The 19651-nt window shown below is 35.3% G+C and carries 16 protein-coding genes and 1 rRNA gene; all 17 read left to right on the top strand.

Annotation, left to right across the window (positions count from 1 at the left end; all coding sequences use genetic code 11):
• Positions 1-220 precede the first annotated feature (220 nt).
• The 17 genes from pth to rrf all read left to right on the top strand — a co-directional run bounded on the left by pth (position 221) and on the right by rrf (position 19627).
• The gene (pth, locus tag KA858_RS05275) at positions 221-793 is read left to right on the top strand and encodes an aminoacyl-tRNA hydrolase (RefSeq protein WP_053031322.1); all 573 of its coding nucleotides are present in this window, start codon (positions 221-223) and stop codon (positions 791-793) included.
• Entirely contained in the window at positions 790-4299 is a 3510-nt protein-coding gene (gene mfd, locus KA858_RS05270; protein WP_210125308.1) for a transcription-repair coupling factor, read from the top strand. Before pth ends, mfd begins: the two co-directional genes overlap by 4 nt.
• Positions 4289-5896 carry a polysaccharide biosynthesis protein gene (locus KA858_RS05265; protein ID WP_210135187.1) on the top strand — a complete coding sequence of 536 codons (1608 nt, stop codon included), beginning with the start codon at positions 4289-4291 and terminating at the stop codon, positions 5894-5896. The genes mfd and KA858_RS05265 overlap by 11 nt, the downstream gene beginning before the upstream one ends.
• The gene (locus KA858_RS05260) at positions 5896-7086 is read left to right on the top strand and encodes a MazG nucleotide pyrophosphohydrolase domain-containing protein (protein WP_210125309.1); all 1191 of its coding nucleotides are present in this window, start codon (positions 5896-5898) and stop codon (positions 7084-7086) included. The genes KA858_RS05265 and KA858_RS05260 overlap by 1 nt, the downstream gene beginning before the upstream one ends.
• Positions 7083-7361: an RNA-binding S4 domain-containing protein gene (locus KA858_RS05255; RefSeq protein WP_037537011.1), complete on the top strand. Its 279-nt coding sequence runs from the start codon at positions 7083-7085 to the stop codon at positions 7359-7361. Before KA858_RS05260 ends, KA858_RS05255 begins: the two co-directional genes overlap by 4 nt.
• Before the next feature lie 20 nt (positions 7362-7381).
• The gene (gene divIC, locus KA858_RS05250; RefSeq protein ID WP_053031330.1) at positions 7382-7777 is read left to right on the top strand and encodes a cell division protein DivIC; all 396 of its coding nucleotides are present in this window, start codon (positions 7382-7384) and stop codon (positions 7775-7777) included.
• Between the two features lie 128 nt (positions 7778-7905).
• The gene (locus KA858_RS05245) at positions 7906-8307 is read left to right on the top strand and encodes a S1 domain-containing RNA-binding protein (RefSeq protein ID WP_053017953.1); all 402 of its coding nucleotides are present in this window, start codon (positions 7906-7908) and stop codon (positions 8305-8307) included.
• Positions 8308-8549: 242 nt separating this feature from the next.
• The gene (gene tilS, locus KA858_RS05240; RefSeq protein ID WP_481906418.1) at positions 8550-9842 is read left to right on the top strand and encodes a tRNA lysidine(34) synthetase TilS; all 1293 of its coding nucleotides are present in this window, start codon (positions 8550-8552) and stop codon (positions 9840-9842) included.
• 3 nt (positions 9843-9845) lie between these two features.
• Positions 9846-10385, top strand: a complete 540-nt coding sequence (gene hpt / locus KA858_RS05235) for a hypoxanthine phosphoribosyltransferase (RefSeq protein ID WP_053031336.1) — start codon at positions 9846-9848, stop codon at positions 10383-10385.
• Between the two features lie 262 nt (positions 10386-10647).
• Complete coding sequence (gene ftsH, locus KA858_RS05230; RefSeq protein ID WP_053031338.1) at positions 10648-12831, top strand: ATP-dependent zinc metalloprotease FtsH; 2184 nt, start codon at positions 10648-10650, stop codon at positions 12829-12831.
• Between the two features lie 237 nt (positions 12832-13068).
• Positions 13069-13953, top strand: a complete 885-nt coding sequence (gene hslO, locus KA858_RS05225; RefSeq protein ID WP_210125311.1) for an Hsp33 family molecular chaperone HslO — start codon at positions 13069-13071, stop codon at positions 13951-13953.
• Positions 13954-14166: 213 nt separating this feature from the next.
• Positions 14167-15099 carry a cysteine synthase A gene (cysK, locus tag KA858_RS05220; protein WP_053031342.1) on the top strand — a complete coding sequence of 311 codons (933 nt, stop codon included), beginning with the start codon at positions 14167-14169 and terminating at the stop codon, positions 15097-15099.
• Between the two features lie 348 nt (positions 15100-15447).
• Positions 15448-16251, top strand: coding sequence for a dihydropteroate synthase (gene folP / locus KA858_RS05215; RefSeq protein WP_210125312.1), 804 nt, complete (start codon positions 15448-15450; stop codon positions 16249-16251).
• A complete protein-coding gene (gene folB, locus KA858_RS05210; protein ID WP_053031347.1) occupies positions 16229-16594 on the top strand; it encodes a dihydroneopterin aldolase in 366 nt (121 codons plus the stop codon). Before folP ends, folB begins: the two co-directional genes overlap by 23 nt.
• Complete coding sequence (gene folK / locus KA858_RS05205) at positions 16595-17074, top strand: 2-amino-4-hydroxy-6-hydroxymethyldihydropteridine diphosphokinase (RefSeq protein WP_070854585.1); 480 nt, start codon at positions 16595-16597, stop codon at positions 17072-17074. It begins immediately after the preceding gene.
• A gap of 281 nt (positions 17075-17355) precedes the next feature.
• Positions 17356-18846, top strand: a complete 1491-nt coding sequence (gene lysS, locus KA858_RS05200; RefSeq protein ID WP_070854586.1) for a lysine--tRNA ligase — start codon at positions 17356-17358, stop codon at positions 18844-18846.
• Between the two features lie 666 nt (positions 18847-19512).
• Positions 19513-19627: ribosomal RNA gene (gene rrf / locus KA858_RS05195) — 5S ribosomal RNA — on the top strand.
• Positions 19628-19651 lie beyond the last annotated feature (24 nt).

The following is a 19651-nucleotide window of genomic DNA, read 5'->3' as shown; positions in this document are numbered from 1 at the left end:
ATTGCAGTAGCTAAATGAGTTGATTAGGCACCTATATCAGGTGTGCGCAACTCTAATTATCCTTGCGGGGGTGGAATCATGGATTCGTTAAGAATTCTGTTCTGCCCCTTTTTTGTGTTATTATAGGGAATGTTATAGAATAAGGAATAATTGATATATGCACAATTCTATTCAGTTGATAGATATCATTATAAATGAAACACAATGGAGGTAACATCGTATGAAATGTATTGTGGGTCTTGGAAATATAGGTAAGCGATTTGAGTTAACAAGACACAATATCGGATTTGAAGTCATCGATTTTATTTTAGAGAAACATCATTTCTCATTAGATAAACAAAAATTTAAAGGTGCTTATACTATTGAACGTCTAAATGGCGAAAAGGTCCTATTTATTGAACCAATGACGATGATGAATCTTTCAGGTGAGGCAGTTGGGCCATTAATGGATTATTACAATGTTGAAGTAGAAGATTTAATTGTCTTATATGATGATTTAGATTTATCTCAAGGTCAAATCCGCTTGCGCCAAAAAGGTAGCGCTGGAGGACACAATGGTATGAAGTCTATAATTAAACATTTAGGTACAGATCAATTTAAACGTATTCGTATTGGTGTAGGGAGACCAACAAACGGTATGTCAGTACCTGATTATGTATTACAGAAATTCTCAAAAGAAGAAATGATCATTATGGATAAAGTGATTGAACATTCAGCACATGCAGTAGAAGCATTTATTGAAAGTTCACGCTTTGATCATGTAATGAATCAATATAACGGAGAAGTCAATTGAGACCTATTATTTCAGAGTATATTCAAAATGATAAACGTTTCCAAGAACTTGATGACGTCTTCGGCCAACAGAATATACTTGTCACTGGCCTTTCTCCCTCAGCAAAAGCAACGATTATTGCTGAAAAGTATTTAAAAGATCAAAAACAAATGTTGTTAATTACAAACAACTTATATCAAGCGGATAAATTAGAAACTGATATTTTACAATATGTCGATCATTCTGAAGTGTATAAATATCCTGTACAAGATATTATGACTGAAGAGTTCTCAACGCAAAGCCCTCAACTTATGAGTGAACGTGTACGTACACTAACTGCATTAGCTCATAATAAGGAAGGGTTATTTATCGTTCCTTTAAATGGATTGAAAAAGTGGCTTACACCATCTGATTTATGGAAAGATCATCAACTCACACTCAAAGTAGGCGAAGACATCGACGTTGATGAATTCTTAAACAAATTAGTGAATATGGGGTATCGTCGTGAAAGTGTCGTATCACACATTGGTGAGTTCTCATTACGTGGCGGTATTATCGACATTTATCCACTCATAGGTCAACCTATTCGAATCGAATTGTTTGATACTGAAGTTGATTCCATCCGCGACTTTGATGTTGAAACGCAACGTTCAAATGACAATATTGAAGAAGTTGCGATTACGACGGCAAGTGATTACATTATTACAGATGACGTCATTCAACACTTACAAACTGAATTAAAGGCTGCATATGAAACAACACGCCCCAAAATTGATAAATCTGTCCGTAATGATTTGAAAGAGACTTACGAAAGTTTCAAATTGTTTGAAACGACGTTCTTTGATCATCAATTATTACGTCGTTTGGTGGCATTTATGTATGACCAGCCTTCAACACTAATTGACTATTTTGCAGAAGATGCCATCATTGTAACGGATGAATATAACCGTATTAAAGAAACTGAAAAGACATTAACAACTGAAGTGGACGACTTTATTCAGAACTTAATAGAAAGTGGAAATGGTTTTATGGGGCAATCATTTATGCAATATGATGGTTTTGAATCATTGCTAAAAGATTATCCAGTAACCTATTTCACTTTATTTACATCGACAATGCCTGTTCAGTTGCAACATATTATTAAATTTTCATGTAAACCAGTGCAACAATTCTACGGGCAATATGATATCATGCGTTCAGAATTCCAACGTTATGTGCATAATGACTACAACATTGTAGTGTTTGTAGAAACGGAAACGAAAGTTGAACGTATCCAATCAATGTTGAATGAGATGCATATACCAACTGTTACAAATGTTCATAATGACATTAAATCTGGACAAGTCATTGTTACAGAAGGCAGTCTATCAGAAGGCTTCGAATTACCCTATATGCAACTCGTTGTCATAACTGAGCGCGAATTGTTCAAGACTAAGCAAAAGAAACAACGTAAACGCACTAAGACGTTATCAAATGCTGAAAAAATCAAGTCATATCAAGACCTTAATGTGGGTGACTATGTTGTACATGTGCATCATGGGGTAGGTCGTTACTTAGGTGTTGAAACACTAGAAGTTGGCGATGTTCACCGAGATTATATTAAATTACAATATAAAGGCACAGACCAACTGTTTGTACCAGTTGATCAAATGGACCAAGTGCAAAAATATGTTGCTTCCGAAGATAAATCCCCTAAACTAAACAAACTTGGTGGTTCAGAATGGAAGAAAACAAAGGCTAAAGTTCAACAAAGTGTTGAAGATATTGCAGATGAATTAATCGCATTGTATAAAGAACGTGAAATGTCAGTAGGGTACCAATACGGTGAAGACACTGCTGAGCAAAGTGCGTTTGAAATGGACTTCCCATACGAATTGACGCCAGACCAAGCGAAGTCGATTGACGAAATCAAAGGTGATATGGAACGCGAGCGTCCAATGGATCGTCTATTATGCGGTGACGTAGGATATGGTAAGACAGAAGTTGCTGTTCGAGCTGCTTTCAAAGCAGTGATGGAAGGTAAACAGGTTGCATTTCTTGTTCCTACAACGATTTTAGCGCAACAACACTATGAAACATTAATTGAACGAATGCAAGATTTTCCGGTGCAAATTGAATTGATTAGTCGATTCCGTTCAACTAAAGAAGTCAAAGAAACAAAAGAAGGACTTAAATCAGGATATGTGGATATTGTAGTTGGAACACATAAATTGTTAGGCAAAGATATTCATTATAAAGACTTGGGCTTATTAATAGTCGATGAAGAACAACGCTTTGGTGTACGTCATAAAGAACGTATTAAGACAATGAAGATCAATGTTGATGTGTTAACCTTAACTGCAACACCAATCCCAAGAACATTGCATATGAGTATGCTTGGTGTACGTGATTTATCAGTCATTGAAACACCTCCAGAGAATCGTTTTCCTGTACAAACTTATGTGTTAGAACAAAACAGTAATTTTATAAAAGAAGCTTTAGAACGTGAATTATCGCGTGACGGACAGGTATTCTATTTATATAACAGAGTGCAATCCATTTATGAAAAGCGTGAACAATTACAGATGTTAATGCCGGATGCTAATATTGCCGTTGCACATGGTCAGATGACAGAACGTGATCTTGAAGAAACAATGCTAAGCTTTATTAATGGTGAATTTGATATTTTAGTGACTACAACGATTATTGAGACAGGTGTAGATGTACCTAACGCGAATACTCTAATCATTGAAGAAGCAGATCGCTTTGGATTAAGCCAATTGTATCAATTGCGCGGTCGTGTAGGACGCTCAAGTCGTATCGGCTATGCCTACTTCTTACACGCCGCAAATAAAGTGTTAACTGAAACAGCAGAAGAAAGATTACAAGCGATTAAAGAATTTACTGAACTAGGTTCAGGGTTCAAAATTGCGATGCGTGATTTAAATATTCGTGGTGCCGGGAACTTACTTGGTAAACAACAACATGGCTTTATCGACTCTGTCGGATTCGACTTGTATTCACAAATGTTAGAAGAAGCGGTTAACGAAAAACGTGGCATCAAAGAAGAAGAGCCAGATGCACCAGAAGTAGAAATGGAATTAAACTTAGATGCTTATTTACCAGCAGAATATATTCAAAATGAGCAAGCTAAAATTGAAATTTATAAAAAACTACGCAAAGTTGAAACGGAAGAACAATTATTTGATATTAAAGATGAGTTAATCGATCGCTTCAATGATTACCCAGTAGAAGTTGAACGTTTGCTTGAAATGGTGGAAATTAAAATACATGCACTACATGCTGGTGTAACTTTAATTAAGGATAAAGGTAAGCAAATTGAAGTGTCTTTATCAGCGAAAGCAACAGAACAAATCAATGGTGAAGTATTGTTTAAACAAACACAACCTTTAGGACGTGCGATGAAACTTGGTGTTAAAGAGAACCGTATGCATGTCACACTTACAAAATCTAAGCAATGGTTAGATAACTTGAAATTCCTTGTGAAATGCCTTGAAGGAAGTATGGCTATTGAAGATGAAGATTAAGAAGCTATCAGAGTCTAAATCGACACAATCGTTGTCATCTGAGTCTACGAATGAATTGACACACAGTAAACCTTCTAGACACACAGCATTTAATGGTGTTGTGATTCTAACCCTTGCGCTCGTCATCGTCAAAGTATTAAGTGCAATTTACCGAGTACCTTATCAAAATGTGCTCGGTGATACAGGCTTATATGCGTATCAACAAGTTTATCCCATTGTGGCACTAGGTATGATTTTGTCTATGAATGCTATTCCGAGTGCGGTTACGCAAACGTTTGGTATTAGTGGACAAGCTGCTTCGTTCTCCAAAGTACTGTTACGATTCCAAATGATTGGAATCGTGATATTTATACTGCTCTTATTATTAGCGAATCCAGTGGCTGTGTTAATGGGAGATTCAAGACTTGCGCCAATGTTAAGAATGGCGAGCTTAAGTTATCTGTTCATCGGCATACTAGGCGTGTGTCGTGGCTATTATCAAAGTCAAAGACGAATGAACATACCTGCTATTTCCCAGGTAATTGAACAAATGATTCGTGTTGGATTTATTATTGTAGCGATTGTTTTATTTATGATAAGAGATTGGTCCATATATCAAGCGGGTACGATTGCGATTTTGGCTTCTGCGCTTGGATTCTTAGGTTCAAGTCTCTTTTTAATAGTGATGAAACCTTTCGCCTTCAAAATGCAGAACATATCGGTGCATATACCTTGGAAAGACTTACTTATGGCTACGCTTGTTTTTGCATTGAGCCAGTTATTGGTTATATTATGGCAATTTGTAGATAGTTTTACCATTATTCATACGTTACAATCACATGGTTTGCATTTTAAAGAAGCAATCATGCAAAAAGGAATATATGATCGTGGTGCTTCATTTATACAAATGGGGTTAATTGTTACAACCACATTTAGCTTTGTGCTCATACCATTATTGACTGAGGCGATTGAACAACAAAATCAAGTAAAAATGAATCGTTATGCTAACGCATCGCTTAAGATTACGATTCTAATTAGTTCAGCAGCAGGTATAGGATTAATTAATTTATTGCCTATGATGAACGCGGTCTTCTTTAAGACGAATAGCTTAAGTTTCACACTTGGATTTTATATGTTAACTGTTATATGTGTGTCACTCATTATGATGGATATTGCATTGCTACAAGTACTTAATTGTATTCGCCCGATATTGATTGGAGTAATGGTTGGCTTAGTTGTGAAAGCTATACTGAACGTGCTGTTGATTTCGCAGTATGGCATTGTTGGCGCGAGTATAAGTACGGTTATGTCACTCGCTTGCTTTGGAGTCATATTGCATAGAGAGGTGCTTAAACAGTATCACTTTAATCGAATGAAACCTTTCATTTTGAAAATGATTACTGCATTAGCCGTCATGACAATCGTTATTCAAATCATTATGGAATTGTTACCTGTAGTAGGACGTATCGGTGGACTTGTAATGTTGGTTATTGTAGTAATCCTAGGCGTTGCCGTATTATTGCTACTCGTGATATACATGAATATTTTAAGTTATAGAGAATTAAAGCATTTGCCATTTGGCGATAAGCTTTATCATATTAAGAAAGGACGACATTAATGACACATACAATTACAATTGTTGGTTTAGGTAACTACGGTTTAGATGAATTGCCACTTGGTATATATCGTTTCTTAATACAACAACCGCTTGTTTATACACGTACACTTGAACATCCTGTAATCAATCAATTACAAGATGAACTCAAATTTGAAAGCTTTGATACAGTCTATGAAGAAAACGAAGATTTTGATTCGGTTTATCAACAAATCGTCGACTTTTTAATAGAAAAAGCGCAAGCACAAGACGTGGTCTATGCCGTGCCTGGACATCCGCGAGTAGCTGAAACGACGACAGCCAAGTTGCTTGATTATCACGCACATCATAAAGACGTAGACGTTAAAATGCTAGGTGGTAAAAGTTTTATCGATGATATCTTTGCAGCAATCGATCAAGATCCTAATGATGGTTTTACTTTATTGGACGGAACTGCTTTAACAGAACAGTTACTCAATGTACGTACGCATACACTTATTACGCAAGTATACAGTGCTATGATTGCAGCAGATATTAAAATCACTTTAATGGAACATTATCCAGATGACTTCTTAGTAAAAATCGTGACTGGCGCGCACAGTACAGGGGCTAATGTACTGGAGGTGCCACTATTTGAGCTTGATCATCATGAGAATGTTTTTAATAATTTAACGAGTGTATATGTACCGAAAGTGACAAATGATGAAGCACTGTATCAGAATTTTGACTATGCAGTAGAAGTGATAGACCGTTTAGTAGATGATGAAACAGGTTGCCCATGGGATCGTGTTCAAACACACGACTCTCTTAAACGTTATTTATTAGAAGAGAGCTTCGAATTGTTTGAAGCGATAGATAATGCAGATGATTGGCACATGATAGAAGAATTAGGTGACATCTTACTGCAAGTGCTCTTGCATGCTAGTATTGGTAAAAAAGAAGGTTATATGGACATCCAAGAAATTATTGAGAGTCTCAGTGCTAAGATGATTCGTCGTCATCCACACATTTTCGGTGATGAAAATGCAGAATCCATAGAAGATTTAAATGACATTTGGCAGACAGCTAAGAGTAAAGAAGGTAAATCACCACGCGTTAAATTTGAGAAAGTATTTGCAGACCACTTCATGGCATTGTATGATAAAACCAAAAATAGGGATTTTGATGAAGAAACCCTTAGAAACTATTTGCAACAAGGGGAGAAAGATTCATGAGATTAGATAAATATTTAAAAGTATCACGACTCGTTAAGCGTCGTACTTTGGCGAAAGAAATAAGTGACCAAGGTCGTATTACTGTAAATGGTAATGTAGCCAAAGCTGGGACAGATGTTAAAGTAGAAGATGAACTGGTTATTCGTTTTGGACAAAAGCTGGTTACAGTTAAAGTAACGGGTTTAAGTGAACACGCTTCTAAAGAAAACGCTAAAGGTATGTATGATTTAATTAAAGAAGAACGAATTAATCAAAATCAATTTGAAGAAGAATAGACTGAAGGAGGTGACAAGCAATGAGTAAAAAGGTAGAAAATATAGGAAACCAGTATACCTCCGAAAAAAATCGAAAGAAACAACGACAACAGAAAAAAATGCGAGTTGTTAGACGACGAGTGACCGTATTCGGTGGGATACTATTAGCGATCATTATTATTCTATCCATCATGCTTGTCGTCCAAAAACAAAGCAATGATAAAGCTGCAGTTGAGCGAAAGCATAAAGAGGAACAATTTCAAAAAAAACAAGATGAGGAAATCGCATTAAAAGAAGAGCTCAGTAATTTAAATAATAAAGACTACATTGAGAAGGTAGCGAGAGATGATTATTACTTGAGTAATAAAGGTGAAGTTATTTTTAAATTGCCTAATAACGATGATGATTCTAAATCAAAATCCTCAAATGACAACTGATAATATAAAAGATAATCGTTTTTCTTAAAGAAGAATGAATTATCTGGTTTTATAGCATTGTGAAAATATTAAAACAGGAATATAATAAGGTTAAAATCGAATCAAAATCGGGAGGATTTATTTAGAATATGTCAATCGAAGTAGGAAACAAGCTAAAAGGTAAAGTTACTGGTATCAAAAAATTTGGTGCATTCGTAGAATTACCTGAAGGAAAAAGTGGCTTAGTTCATATCAGTGAAGTGGCTGATAACTATGTTGAAAATGTTGAAGATCACCTATCAGTTGGAGACGAAGTTGAAGTTAAAGTCTTATCTATTGCAGATGACGGTAAAATTAGCCTTTCAATTAAAAAAGCCAAAGATCGTCCTCGTAGACCACAACATAAATCAAATCACAATAGACCACCACAACAAAAAGGTGAAGATTTCGAAAAGAAATTAAGCAATTTCTTGAAAGATAGTGAAGATAAATTAACATCTATTAAACGACAAACAGAATCAAGACGTGGCGGTAAAGGTTCAAGACGCTAATTTAAATATATTATTTATATGATTATAGATAATAGCAAGGATGACATCATTATAGGTGACATTCACTACGAACATACATGGTTGTTGTCCTGTCGAATGGCCCTTTATTTATATATAAGATGTGTTATTTTTGCGGGGTGGAACTTAAAATTCAACAATGAATTTTAGTTCCACTCTTTTTTTGATGAGTGCATTACAGCACTGTAATACATAATGTTCTAGGGATTGAGGAGGTCTGAATGTTGAAAGTTAATACGTCGCTATGGAACAATACAGATCATATTGTGATTGCAGTTTCGACAGGTATAGATAGTATGTCACTGTTGCATCATTTACTTACACAATTATCACATACATATAAACAATTGACTTGTCTACATGTTAATCACGGCTTACGAGAGGCATCGCATAAGGAAGAAGCATTTATAAAAGCGTTTTGTAAACAACACGCCATCCCTTGTTATGTGAAACGATTGAATTTAACCGATATCGTAGCACAGGGTAAGAGTATACAAGCTGACGCGCGTTATCTGCGTTATGAGTGGTTTGATGAAATGATGAAACAATTAAAGGCAGACGTATTGCTTACAGCACATCATTTAGATGATCAACTTGAAACCATTTTTTATCGACTGTTTACAGGGCGTTCTACGCGAAGCACTTTAGGAATAGACGTTCAATCGAAACGTCGTCACTATACAATAAGTCGCCCATTACTGGAAGTTTCAAAAGATGACATACGCGACTATCAGCATAAATATCAAGTGCCCTACTACGAGGATAGTTCAAATAGAGATAATAAATATGTTAGAAATGATATTCGTAATCGGTTATTACCAGCGATTAATCAAAATTCAGATCTTGATAGCACGCATTTACTAAAGCTAAAACGTTGGCACGACATCCAATTACGTGAAAGTCGAAAAAAAGCCGATGCTTTTATTGAACATGATATCTCGATCAATAATAATGCAACACAGATTCAGTGTGCACGACATGCATTTAATCAACTAGATGACATTACTAAAATGGTGTTATTAGATCAACTATTCAAACATCTTCAATTGGACAAGTCATTTTCAGAGAAACAATACCATGAATGGTTTGCTCAAATTGATAGTGAAATTGCACAATTTGAGATATCCCTTACTGAAAAATGGATAATTCAAATGGCATATGATAAATTTATTATATTGGCTAAAAATGAGCCGTCATTATTAGATAATCAAATTGTGAATCAGGCAAATACATATCGTTTCGGATCCTATCATATCGTTATTCATCCAACGATACCCCATGACCAATTACCGTTATTGATACGAACACGTCGCAATGGAGATAAAGTCGAACTGAATGGACAACAAGGCCATAAAAAAGTAGGGCGTTTGTTTATAGATTATAAAATTCCAAATGATGCGCGCATGCAAATGCCAGTAATTGAAAATCAACACCATCAAATTATTGCTGTAGGTAATTTATATATTGCTCAAGCATATAATCAACATATCGAAATCAAAAAAATTGGAGATGAATGATTAATGAAAGATGATTTAAAGGAAATTTTATTAACTGAAGAAGATATTCAAGATATTTGTAAAGATTTAGGTGAACAGTTAACTAGGGATTACAAAGATAAACCACTTGTCTGCGTTGGTATTTTAAAAGGTTCTGTTATGTTTATGGCCGACTTAATTAAACGTATTGATACACATTTAGCAATTGATTTTATGGATGTTTCAAGCTACCATGGTGGGACTGAATCAACAGGGGAAGTCCAAATATTAAAAGATTTAGGTTCATCTATTGAAAATAAAGATGTCCTCATTATTGAAGATATTTTAGAAACAGGTACGACATTGAAATCCATTACTGAATTATTACAATCTCGTAAAGTTAACTCACTTGAAATTGTTACTTTATTAGATAAACCAAATCGACGTAAAGCTGATATTGAAGCGAAATATGTCGGCAAGAAAATTCCTGATGAATTTGTTGTAGGGTATGGTTTAGATTACGCTGAACATTATAGAAATTTACCGTATATCGGCACATTAAAACCAGAAATTTATAACAAGTAAGCGACATTTATTTAGTTGTTAATATAATTAAATCGTGTTTAAGATATAATAACTATACTTAAGTGTAGAATTAGTGTAGACTCATTTTATATGCTTAAACTTGACTTAAAAAACAAATCATTTTTAGGGAATTTAAGTTTTAAAAAGTTTGATAACACAAGGATTTTGAAAAGTATTACAAAAGTTGAAATGCTAGCCTTTAAGAGAAGTATTGTGTTACAATTTTTGTTAGCTTTATTATAGAAATAGGAGGAAATGACGCATGCAAAAAGCTTTTCGCAATGTGCTTGTTATCGCAATTATTGGCGTTATTATATTCGGCGTATTTTCTTACATAAATGGGAACGGTAATACTCCGAAACAACTTTCCTATTCACAGTTTGTAGAGAAATTGGATAAGGGTGACTTGAAGACCTTAGAAATCCAACCTGAACAAAATGTGTACTTGGTAAGTGGTAAAACAAAAAATGATGAAGATTATGCTTCAACAATTTTATACAATAACGAAAAAGACTTACAAAAAATTACAGATGAAGCCAAAAGCCAAAAAGGACTAGATTTTAAAGTTAAAGAAGAAGAGAAACAAAGCGTCTTCGTAAGTATGTTGACGACATTAATTCCTGTATTGATTATTGCTTTCTTATTTATTTTCTTCCTTAGCCAAGCACAAGGTGGCGGCGGTGGCGGTCGTATGATGAACTTTGGTAAATCTAAAGCTAAAATGTACGATAACCAAAAACGTCGTGTACGATTCTCAGATGTTGCTGGTGCAGATGAAGAAAAGCAAGAGTTAATTGAAATTGTAGATTTCTTAAAAGATAATAAGAAATTTAAACAAATGGGTTCAAGAATACCTAAAGGTGTATTACTTGTCGGCCCTCCTGGTACAGGTAAAACATTATTAGCGCGTGCCGTAGCTGGTGAAGCTGGTGCACCATTCTTCTCAATCAGTGGTTCAGACTTCGTTGAGATGTTTGTGGGTGTCGGTGCAAGCCGTGTACGTGACCTATTCGAAAATGCTAAAAAGAATGCGCCATGTATCATCTTTATCGATGAAATAGATGCAGTTGGACGTCAACGTGGTGCAGGTGTTGGTGGCGGTCATGATGAACGTGAACAAACACTTAACCAATTACTAGTTGAAATGGATGGTTTCGGTGAAAATGAAGGTATTATCATGATTGCTGCAACTAACCGTCCTGATATCTTAGACCCAGCGTTATTACGTCCTGGTCGTTTTGATAGACAAATTCAAGTTGGTCGTCCAGATGTTAAAGGTCGTGAAGCTATACTTCACGTACATGCTAAAAATAAACCACTTGATGAAACAGTTGACTTAAAAGCCATTTCACAAAGAACGCCTGGTTTCTCAGGTGCAGATTTAGAGAACTTATTAAATGAAGCGTCTTTAATTGCTGCGCGTGAAGGTAAAAATAAAATTGATATGCGTGATATCGAAGAAGCTACAGACCGAGTTATCGCTGGACCAGCTAAAAAATCACGTGTTATTTCTGACAAAGAACGTAATATTGTAGCTCATCATGAGGCAGGTCATACGGTCATTGGTATGGTGCTTGATGAAGCGGAAGTTGTGCATAAAGTAACCATTGTTCCTCGTGGACAAGCTGGTGGTTATGCAATGATGTTACCAAAACAAGATCGCTTCTTAATGACAGAACCTGAATTACTAGATAAAATTTGCGGTTTATTAGGTGGTCGTGTATCAGAAGATATTAACTTCCATGAAGTATCAACGGGTGCATCAAATGACTTTGAAAGAGCAACGCAAATTGCACGTTCTATGGTTACTGAATATGGTATGAGTGAAAAACTTGGACCATTACAATTCTCATCTAGCGGTGGTGGACAAGTCTTCTTAGGTAAAGATATGCAAGGTGAACCTAATTATTCTGGTCAAATCGCTTATGAAATTGATAAAGAAGTTCAACGTATTATTAAAGAACAATATGAACGTTGTAAACAAATCTTATTAGAACATGAAAAAGAACTTAAACTTATCGCTAAAACATTGTTAACAGAAGAAACATTAGTAGCAGAACAAATCCGTTCATTATTCTATGATGGTGTATTACCAGAAGTAGATTACGATGCTGCGCGCGTTGTTAAAGATGAAGATTCTGACTTTAGCGAAGGTAAATATGGTAAATCTTACGATGATATTCGCGAAGAACAACTAGAAGAAGGAAAAGAAGATATGCGAGAAGATCGTAAAGAGGATAACGATATTAATCGTGAACGTAGACATCGTCAAAGAGATGGTAGAGATAATCATGCTGGACATGATCAACTACGTGACGGTTCAAACGGAGATACGGATCAACATCGTGGCCATTCAAGTGATGAAGACGAAACAGGTTATGAGCAATCTCCTAATATTGACAAACCATATAATCCGAATGATCCAAACAACCCTAACAATCGATAAGGTTTAGCTGGGTTGTTATCTCCTTTGAGTAGGGCAATACGCCTTAGTCGAAGGAGATTTTTTTAATATGAAAGGATAGTTAAAATAACAATAATAATGTTGAAAGCAAGTTACTTCATATTCTTATTGAACAAGTGTAGAATAAATATCCTTAAAAGAAAATATTAGAAGTAAATGAATGATTCAAGTATAAATAATAGCAATATAAAAATAGATGTATTAAAGGAGTATACAAAGATGACACATGATTATATCGTTAAATCATTAGCGTTTGATGGAGAAATACGTGCATATGCTGCACTCACAACTGAATCAGTACAAGAGGCGCAAACACGTCACTATACTTGGCCAACAGCATCAGCTGCAATGGGCAGAACAATGACTGCAACTTTATTAATGGGTTCAATGTTGAAAGGCGAGCAAAAATTAACTGTAACAGTTGATGGTAAAGGTCCTATCGGCAGAATCATTGCAGATGCAGATGCTGAAGGAAATGTACGTGCTTACGTTGATAAACCACAAACACATTTCCCTTTAAATGAACAAGGTAAATTAGATGTAAGAAGAGCGGTAGGCACAGACGGTTCAATTCAAGTAGTCAAAGACGTTGGTATGAAAGATTATTTCTCTGGTGCAAGCCCAATTGTATCAGGTGAATTGGGAGAAGATTTCACATACTATTTTGCGACAAGTGAACAAACACCTTCTTCAGTAGGATTAGGCGTGTTAGTAAATCCAGACAATTCTATTAAAGCCGCTGGAGGATTCATTATTCAAGTGATGCCTGGCGCGCAAGATGAAACAGTTACTAAATTAGAAAATGCTATTAGTAATATGCAACCTGTATCTAAATTAATTGAACAAGGCTTGACGCCAGAAGGTATTTTAAATGAGATACTTGGAGAAGATAATGTTCAAATTTTAGAAACTATGCCTGCACAGTTTGAATGTAATTGCAGCCATGAGAAGTTTCTAAATGCGATTAAAGGTTTAGGTGAAGCTGAAGTTCAAGATATGATTAAAGAAGATCATGGTGCTGAAGCAGTTTGTCACTTCTGTGGTAACAAATACAGTTATTCAGAAGCAGAACTAGAAGAATTATTAGCTTCAATGCAGGCATAATTGTATAACTGAAAAGAGAATTCAAGGCGATAAACTATCACGTGTTTATTGCCTTTTTTACAGGGAAGATAAATGAATGTGGAAGTAAAATGTAACTTTAAGTCTAAAAATGAGAGAATTATCTTTGTCTTTTTAGAAAATTCTGATAGAATATAATTATATCCGATAAAAAAACTAAGTTTTAAATATGAAAGTAAAAGGAGCGTTTTTTCAATGGCACAAAAACCAGTAGATAACATTACTCAAATTATTGGCAATACACCGGTAGTAAAATTAAGAAACGTTGTAGATGAAGATGCAGCAGATGTATACGTAAAATTAGAATACCAAAATCCAGGTGGTTCAGTAAAAGACCGTATCGCATTAGCTATGATTGAAAAAGCTGAAAAAGAAGGCAAAATTAAACCAGGTGATACAATCGTAGAACCAACAAGTGGTAACACTGGTATCGGTTTAGCTTTCGTATGTGCAGCTAAAGGTTATAAAGCAGTATTTACAATGCCTGAAACAATGAGTTCTGAACGTCGTAACTTATTAAAAGCTTATGGTGCAAAATTAGTCTTAACACCAGGTTCAGAAGCTATGAAAGGCGCTATCAAAAAAGCAAAAGAATTAAAAGAAGAACATGGTTACTTCGAACCACAACAATTCGAAAACCCAGCTAACCCTGAAATCCATGCTTTAACGACTGGCCCAGAATTAGTTGAGCAATTTGAAGGTAAACAAATTGATGCTTTCTTAGCAGGTGTAGGTACAGGTGGTACTTTATCTGGTGTAGGTAAAGTCTTAAAAGAAAAATACCCTAACGTTGAAATCGTTGCTATCGAACCTGAAGCATCACCAGTATTAAGTGGTGGTGAACCCGGACCACACAAATTACAAGGTTTAGGTGCAGGATTTGTACCAGATACTTTAGATACAAATATTTACGATAGTATTATCAAAGTTGATAACGATACAGCTATGGAAACATCACGTCGTGTTGCAAAAGAAGAAGGTATCTTAGCAGGTATTTCTTCAGGTGCTGCGATCCATGCTGCAATCCAAAAAGCAAAAGAATTAGGTAAAGGTAAAACAGTTGTAACAGTATTACCAAGTAATGGTGAACGTTACTTATCTACACCTTTATATTCATTTGATGATTAATCAATAATTAAGATTTTTAGCAGTTTGAGATATAAATAATATAATGATGCTACTTTGCAAATTCGCAGTAGCTGATATAACTAAGATGTGCTTAAGTTAGGCTTCTCTCAGTTATAGTCATCCTTACGGGGGGTGGGGCAACGAATTTAAATGAATTCTGTCCTACTCCCGTTCTTTTTTCTAAAAAATACCCCAATTAAATTCAATGAAAGCTATAGATGCTTGGATGTCGATTATAAACACTGAAATGTTTGGTAAATGAGTGTATCATTAGTATGTGAATATTAAGTCAACGTAGTTATTGTGCTACAAATCATTTTCAAAAGGACGAAGGGTGACGTGACAAGAATGACTAAAACAAAAATTATGGGCATATTAAATGTAACACCGGATTCATTCTCTGATGGTGGTAAGTACAATTCGGTAGATAAAGCAGTTGCACGTGCAAAAGAGATGGTAGAAGAGGGCGTGGATATTATAGACGTTGGAGGTATATCTACACGACCAGGTTTTACAGAAATTTCAACAGAAGAAGAGATTGAACGTGTCGTTCCTGTAGTGGAAGAACTTATAAAATTAAATGTTCAACTTTCGATTGATACATATCGCAGTGAAGTAGCAGAAGCATGTTTAAAATTAGGGGCTACAATGATTAATGACCAATGGGCAGGCTTATACGACCCTAAAATACTTGATGTTGTAGCTGCTTATGATGCTGAAATTGTATTAATGCACAATGGTGATGGACATCGTGATCAACCTGTTGTCGAAGAGATGTTGTTATCACTTATTACGCAAGCGAACAAAGCTGAAATGGCAGGTATCCCTAATCACAAAATATGGCTAGATCCAGGGATTGGATTTGCGAAAACGCGTGAAGAAGAAAACGAAGTAATGGCACGTTTAGATGAACTTGTTGCAACAGAGTATCCTGTTTTATTGGCAACGAGTCGTAAACGTTTCATCAAAGAAATGATTGGTACCGAAACGAAGGCACTAGAACGTGATGAGGCCACAGCTGCAACAACAGCTTATGGTATAATGAAAGGCGTCAAAGCCGTGCGTGTACATAATGTTCAATTAAACGCTCGATTAGGCCAAAGTATGGATTTCTTAAAGGAGAATGACGATGAACGACACAATCTTTCTTAATGGTATGAGATTTTACGCCTATCACGGCGCATTACCTGCTGAAAATGAGATAGGTCAAATCTTTGTAGTAGATGTTACTTTGAAAGTAGACTTAGCTGAAGCGGGTCAATCTGATAAAGTGGTTGATACTGTACATTATGGTGAAGTGTTTGAAGATGTGAAAGAAATCGTTGAAGGTCCACCATGTAATTTAATCGAACATCTAGCTGAACGTATTGCAAAACGTATAAATTCACACTATAATCGTGTAATGGAAACGAAAGTCAGAATCACTAAAGAAAATCCACCTATCCCAGGTCATTATGACGGTGTAGGTATAGAAATAGTGAGGGAGAATCGTTAAATGGTACAAGCGTATTTAGGCTTAGGAAGCAATATTGGTGATAGGGAACAGCAATTACAAGAAGCTATTAAAATCATTGATAGTATAGACGGTGTTACTGTAACTCAGATTTCTCCAATATATGAGACTGCACCAGTAGGCTATACAGAGCAACCCAATTTTTTAAATTTGTGTTTAGAAATTGAAACAGAATTACAGCCCAAAGTACTACTTAAACATTGCTTGGAAACTGAACAGCGACTGCATCGCGTTAGAGACATACGTTGGGGTCCAAGAACATTAGATGTCGATATTTTATTATATGGAGATAAAGTAATAGAAGAAGATGACCTTGAAGTGCCTCATCCGCGTATGGGTGAACGTGCTTTTGTATTAATACCATTGAATGATATTGCATCTACTCAAATTGAACCTCGTTCAAATGCACGTATCTCTGATTTAGTTAAACCAGATGATACCGTTAAGAAATATAAAGGTTAAGTACTAAGCTTTGGATAAGTATAATATCCTTAGGCTATATTGCAATTTTGCTATAGTAGACTAATCTGAGAAGATATTTTATCAAGTATTTCTCAACACGAAGCGCACCATTTGAAATGCGAATATAAAGAATATCATAATTTTAAAGTGATAAAGGTAACGAATTTCCATAAAAAGCGTAAAGAAATATCACTAAATAGGCTATAAGATTTCTTATAAGCATTTTAAAAATGATCCATGGAACATTTATCATAATAAAGAAGTTTAAAGGAGAGAAAGTTATGTCAGAAGAAATGAATGACCAAATGCAGGTCCGTCGTCAAAAACTACAAGAATTAATTGATTTAGGAATTGATCCTTTTGGGAAACGTTTTGAACGTTCAGCTACTGCTAGCGAATTAAAAGCACAATGGGATGAGTTCTCTAAAGAAGCGTTACATGAAAAAGAAGACGAAAGTCATGTGTCAATTGCAGGTCGTTTAATGACTAAACGTGGTAAAGGTAAAGCTGGTTTCGCACATGTTCAAGATTTAACTGGCCAAATTCAAATTTATGTGCGTAAAGACCAAATTGGCGAAGAAGATTTCGATAATTTATGGAAAGGTGCAGACTTAGGTGATATCGTTGGCATTGAAGGTGTCATGTTCAAAACGAATACAGGTGAGCTATCAGTAAAAGCTAAAACATTCACTTTATTATCTAAAGCGCTAAGACCTTTACCTGATAAATTCCATGGTTTACAAGATATCGAACAACGTTACCGTCAACGTTATTTAGATTTGATCACTAACCAAGATAGTACTCAAACATTTATTAATCGTAGTAAAATCATTCAAGAAATGCGAAACTACTTAAATAAACAAGGTTTCTTAGAAGTTGAAACACCAATGATGCATCAAATCGCAGGTGGAGCAGCTGCACGTCCATTTGTTACACACCATAATGCATTAGACGCAACACTATATATGCGTATTGCAATCGAATTGCACTTGAAACGTTTAATCGTTGGTGGACTTGAGAAGGTTTATGAAATAGGACGAGTATTCCGTAATGAAGGTGTATCAACACGTCATAACCCAGAATTCACTATGATTGAATTATACGAAGCTTATGCTGATTACCATGATATTATGGACTTAACAGAGTCTATGGTTAGACATATTGCTCAAGAAGTCCTTGGTTCTGCAAAAGTTCAATATAACGGAGAAGAAATTGATTTAGAGTCTGCTTGGACACGTCTTCATATTGTTGATGCTGTAAAAGAAGCAACAGGTGTAGACTTCTATCAAATTAAAACTGATGAAGAAGCTATCGCAGCAGCGAAAGAACATGGTATTGAAATTACAGATAATATGAAGTATGGCCATATTTTAAATGAATTTTTTGAACAAAAAGTTGAAGAAACATTAATTCAACCAACATTTATTTATGGACATCCAATTGAAATTTCTCCATTAGCGAAGAAAAACCCAGAAGATCCTAGATTCACGGATCGTTTCGAATTATTCATCGTAGGAAGAGAACACGCAAATGCATTTACTGAATTAAATGATCCAATTGATCAACGTGAACGTTTTGAAGCGCAATTAGTTGAAAAAGCGCAAGGAAATGATGAAGCACATGAAATGGATGAAGACTACATTGAAGCATTAGAGTACGGTATGCCTCCAACAGGTGGGTTAGGTATCGGAATTGATCGCTTAGTTATGTTATTAACTGACTCTCCATCTATTAGAGACGTATTATTATTCCCTTACATGAGACAGAAATAGATCGTATTTAATATTTGAGATGGGAGTAGGACAGAAATAATATTTTCCAAAATTTATTTCGTTGTCCGGCTCCCATCTTGTTTTGTTTGTAGCATTTTTTTATGATATTTTCTTATCCAGTGCCCGTCGACAAGGATGACTAGGCTTGAAAAAAGTCTGAGTTGAGCCACTTTCAAATCAGTCAGCTGCTGCCAAGATGATATATTTGACTGAGACATTTCAATTTGTCCCAGTCAATTTTTTTATTATATATATGCTGAATGAAACGAAAATGAGTTAAATAGTTAGAATAGGTAAGTATATAGGCATTGAATATTAGATGACTTAAAGTGACTTACATATTATTTGAGAAAAGATGTTACAAAAGTAAAAAAGAGTGGAGAAATTATAATAAAATAGTTTGAAAAAGGTATGGTCATTGTACTTGTGATGTGCTAACATAGTAAAAGTGTTCAAAAGAAGTCGAAGCAACAAATGATAAACTTATTAAATTAAAAAAGTTTTAAAAAACTGTTGACTTTACCTTTTGGATGTTGTAAGATATAAAAGTCGTCAAAAACGAAAGTTAATTTTGTAAAAGACTTGTAAAGATAACTTTAATAAAGTGTAAAATTAACTATTGAAAATTAAAATAATTGACATTATAATTAATTGAGTAAGTTATTGTCTGGTGACAATGGCAAGGAGGTCACACCTGTTCCCATGCCGAACACAGAAGTTAAGCTCCTTAGCGCCGATGGTAGTTGGATTTACGTTCCGCTAGAGTAGGACGTTGCCAGGCTTACATGATGGAGAATTAGCTCAG

Source organism: Staphylococcus sp. GDX8P80P, from assembly GCF_017893095.1.
Lineage (GTDB): Bacteria > Bacillota > Bacilli > Staphylococcales > Staphylococcaceae > Staphylococcus > Staphylococcus borealis.
This window is presented reverse-complemented; position numbering and strand designations above follow the sequence as displayed.

Bases quoted from the DNA above. Each gene is read 5' to 3' on its own strand.
- pth (WP_053031322.1), top strand. From the start codon at position 221: ATGAAATGTATTGTGGGTCTTGGAAATATAGGTAAGCGATTTGAGTTA.
- KA858_RS05265 (WP_210135187.1), top strand. From the start codon at position 4,289: ATGAAGATTAAGAAGCTATCAGAGTCTAAATCGACACAATCGTTGTCA.
- KA858_RS05260 (WP_210125309.1), top strand. From the start codon at position 5,896: ATGACACATACAATTACAATTGTTGGTTTAGGTAACTACGGTTTAGAT.
- KA858_RS05255 (WP_037537011.1), top strand. From the start codon at position 7,083: ATGAGATTAGATAAATATTTAAAAGTATCACGACTCGTTAAGCGTCGT.
- divIC (WP_053031330.1), top strand. From the start codon at position 7,382: ATGAGTAAAAAGGTAGAAAATATAGGAAACCAGTATACCTCCGAAAAA.
- KA858_RS05245 (WP_053017953.1), top strand. From the start codon at position 7,906: ATGTCAATCGAAGTAGGAAACAAGCTAAAAGGTAAAGTTACTGGTATC.
- hpt (WP_053031336.1), top strand. From the start codon at position 9,846: ATGAAAGATGATTTAAAGGAAATTTTATTAACTGAAGAAGATATTCAA.
- ftsH (WP_053031338.1), top strand. From the start codon at position 10,648: ATGCAAAAAGCTTTTCGCAATGTGCTTGTTATCGCAATTATTGGCGTT.
- hslO (WP_210125311.1), top strand. From the start codon at position 13,069: ATGACACATGATTATATCGTTAAATCATTAGCGTTTGATGGAGAAATA.
- cysK (WP_053031342.1), top strand. From the start codon at position 14,167: ATGGCACAAAAACCAGTAGATAACATTACTCAAATTATTGGCAATACA.
- folP (WP_210125312.1), top strand. From the start codon at position 15,448: ATGACTAAAACAAAAATTATGGGCATATTAAATGTAACACCGGATTCA.
- folB (WP_053031347.1), top strand. From the start codon at position 16,229: ATGAACGACACAATCTTTCTTAATGGTATGAGATTTTACGCCTATCAC.
- folK (WP_070854585.1), top strand. From the start codon at position 16,595: ATGGTACAAGCGTATTTAGGCTTAGGAAGCAATATTGGTGATAGGGAA.
- lysS (WP_070854586.1), top strand. From the start codon at position 17,356: ATGTCAGAAGAAATGAATGACCAAATGCAGGTCCGTCGTCAAAAACTA.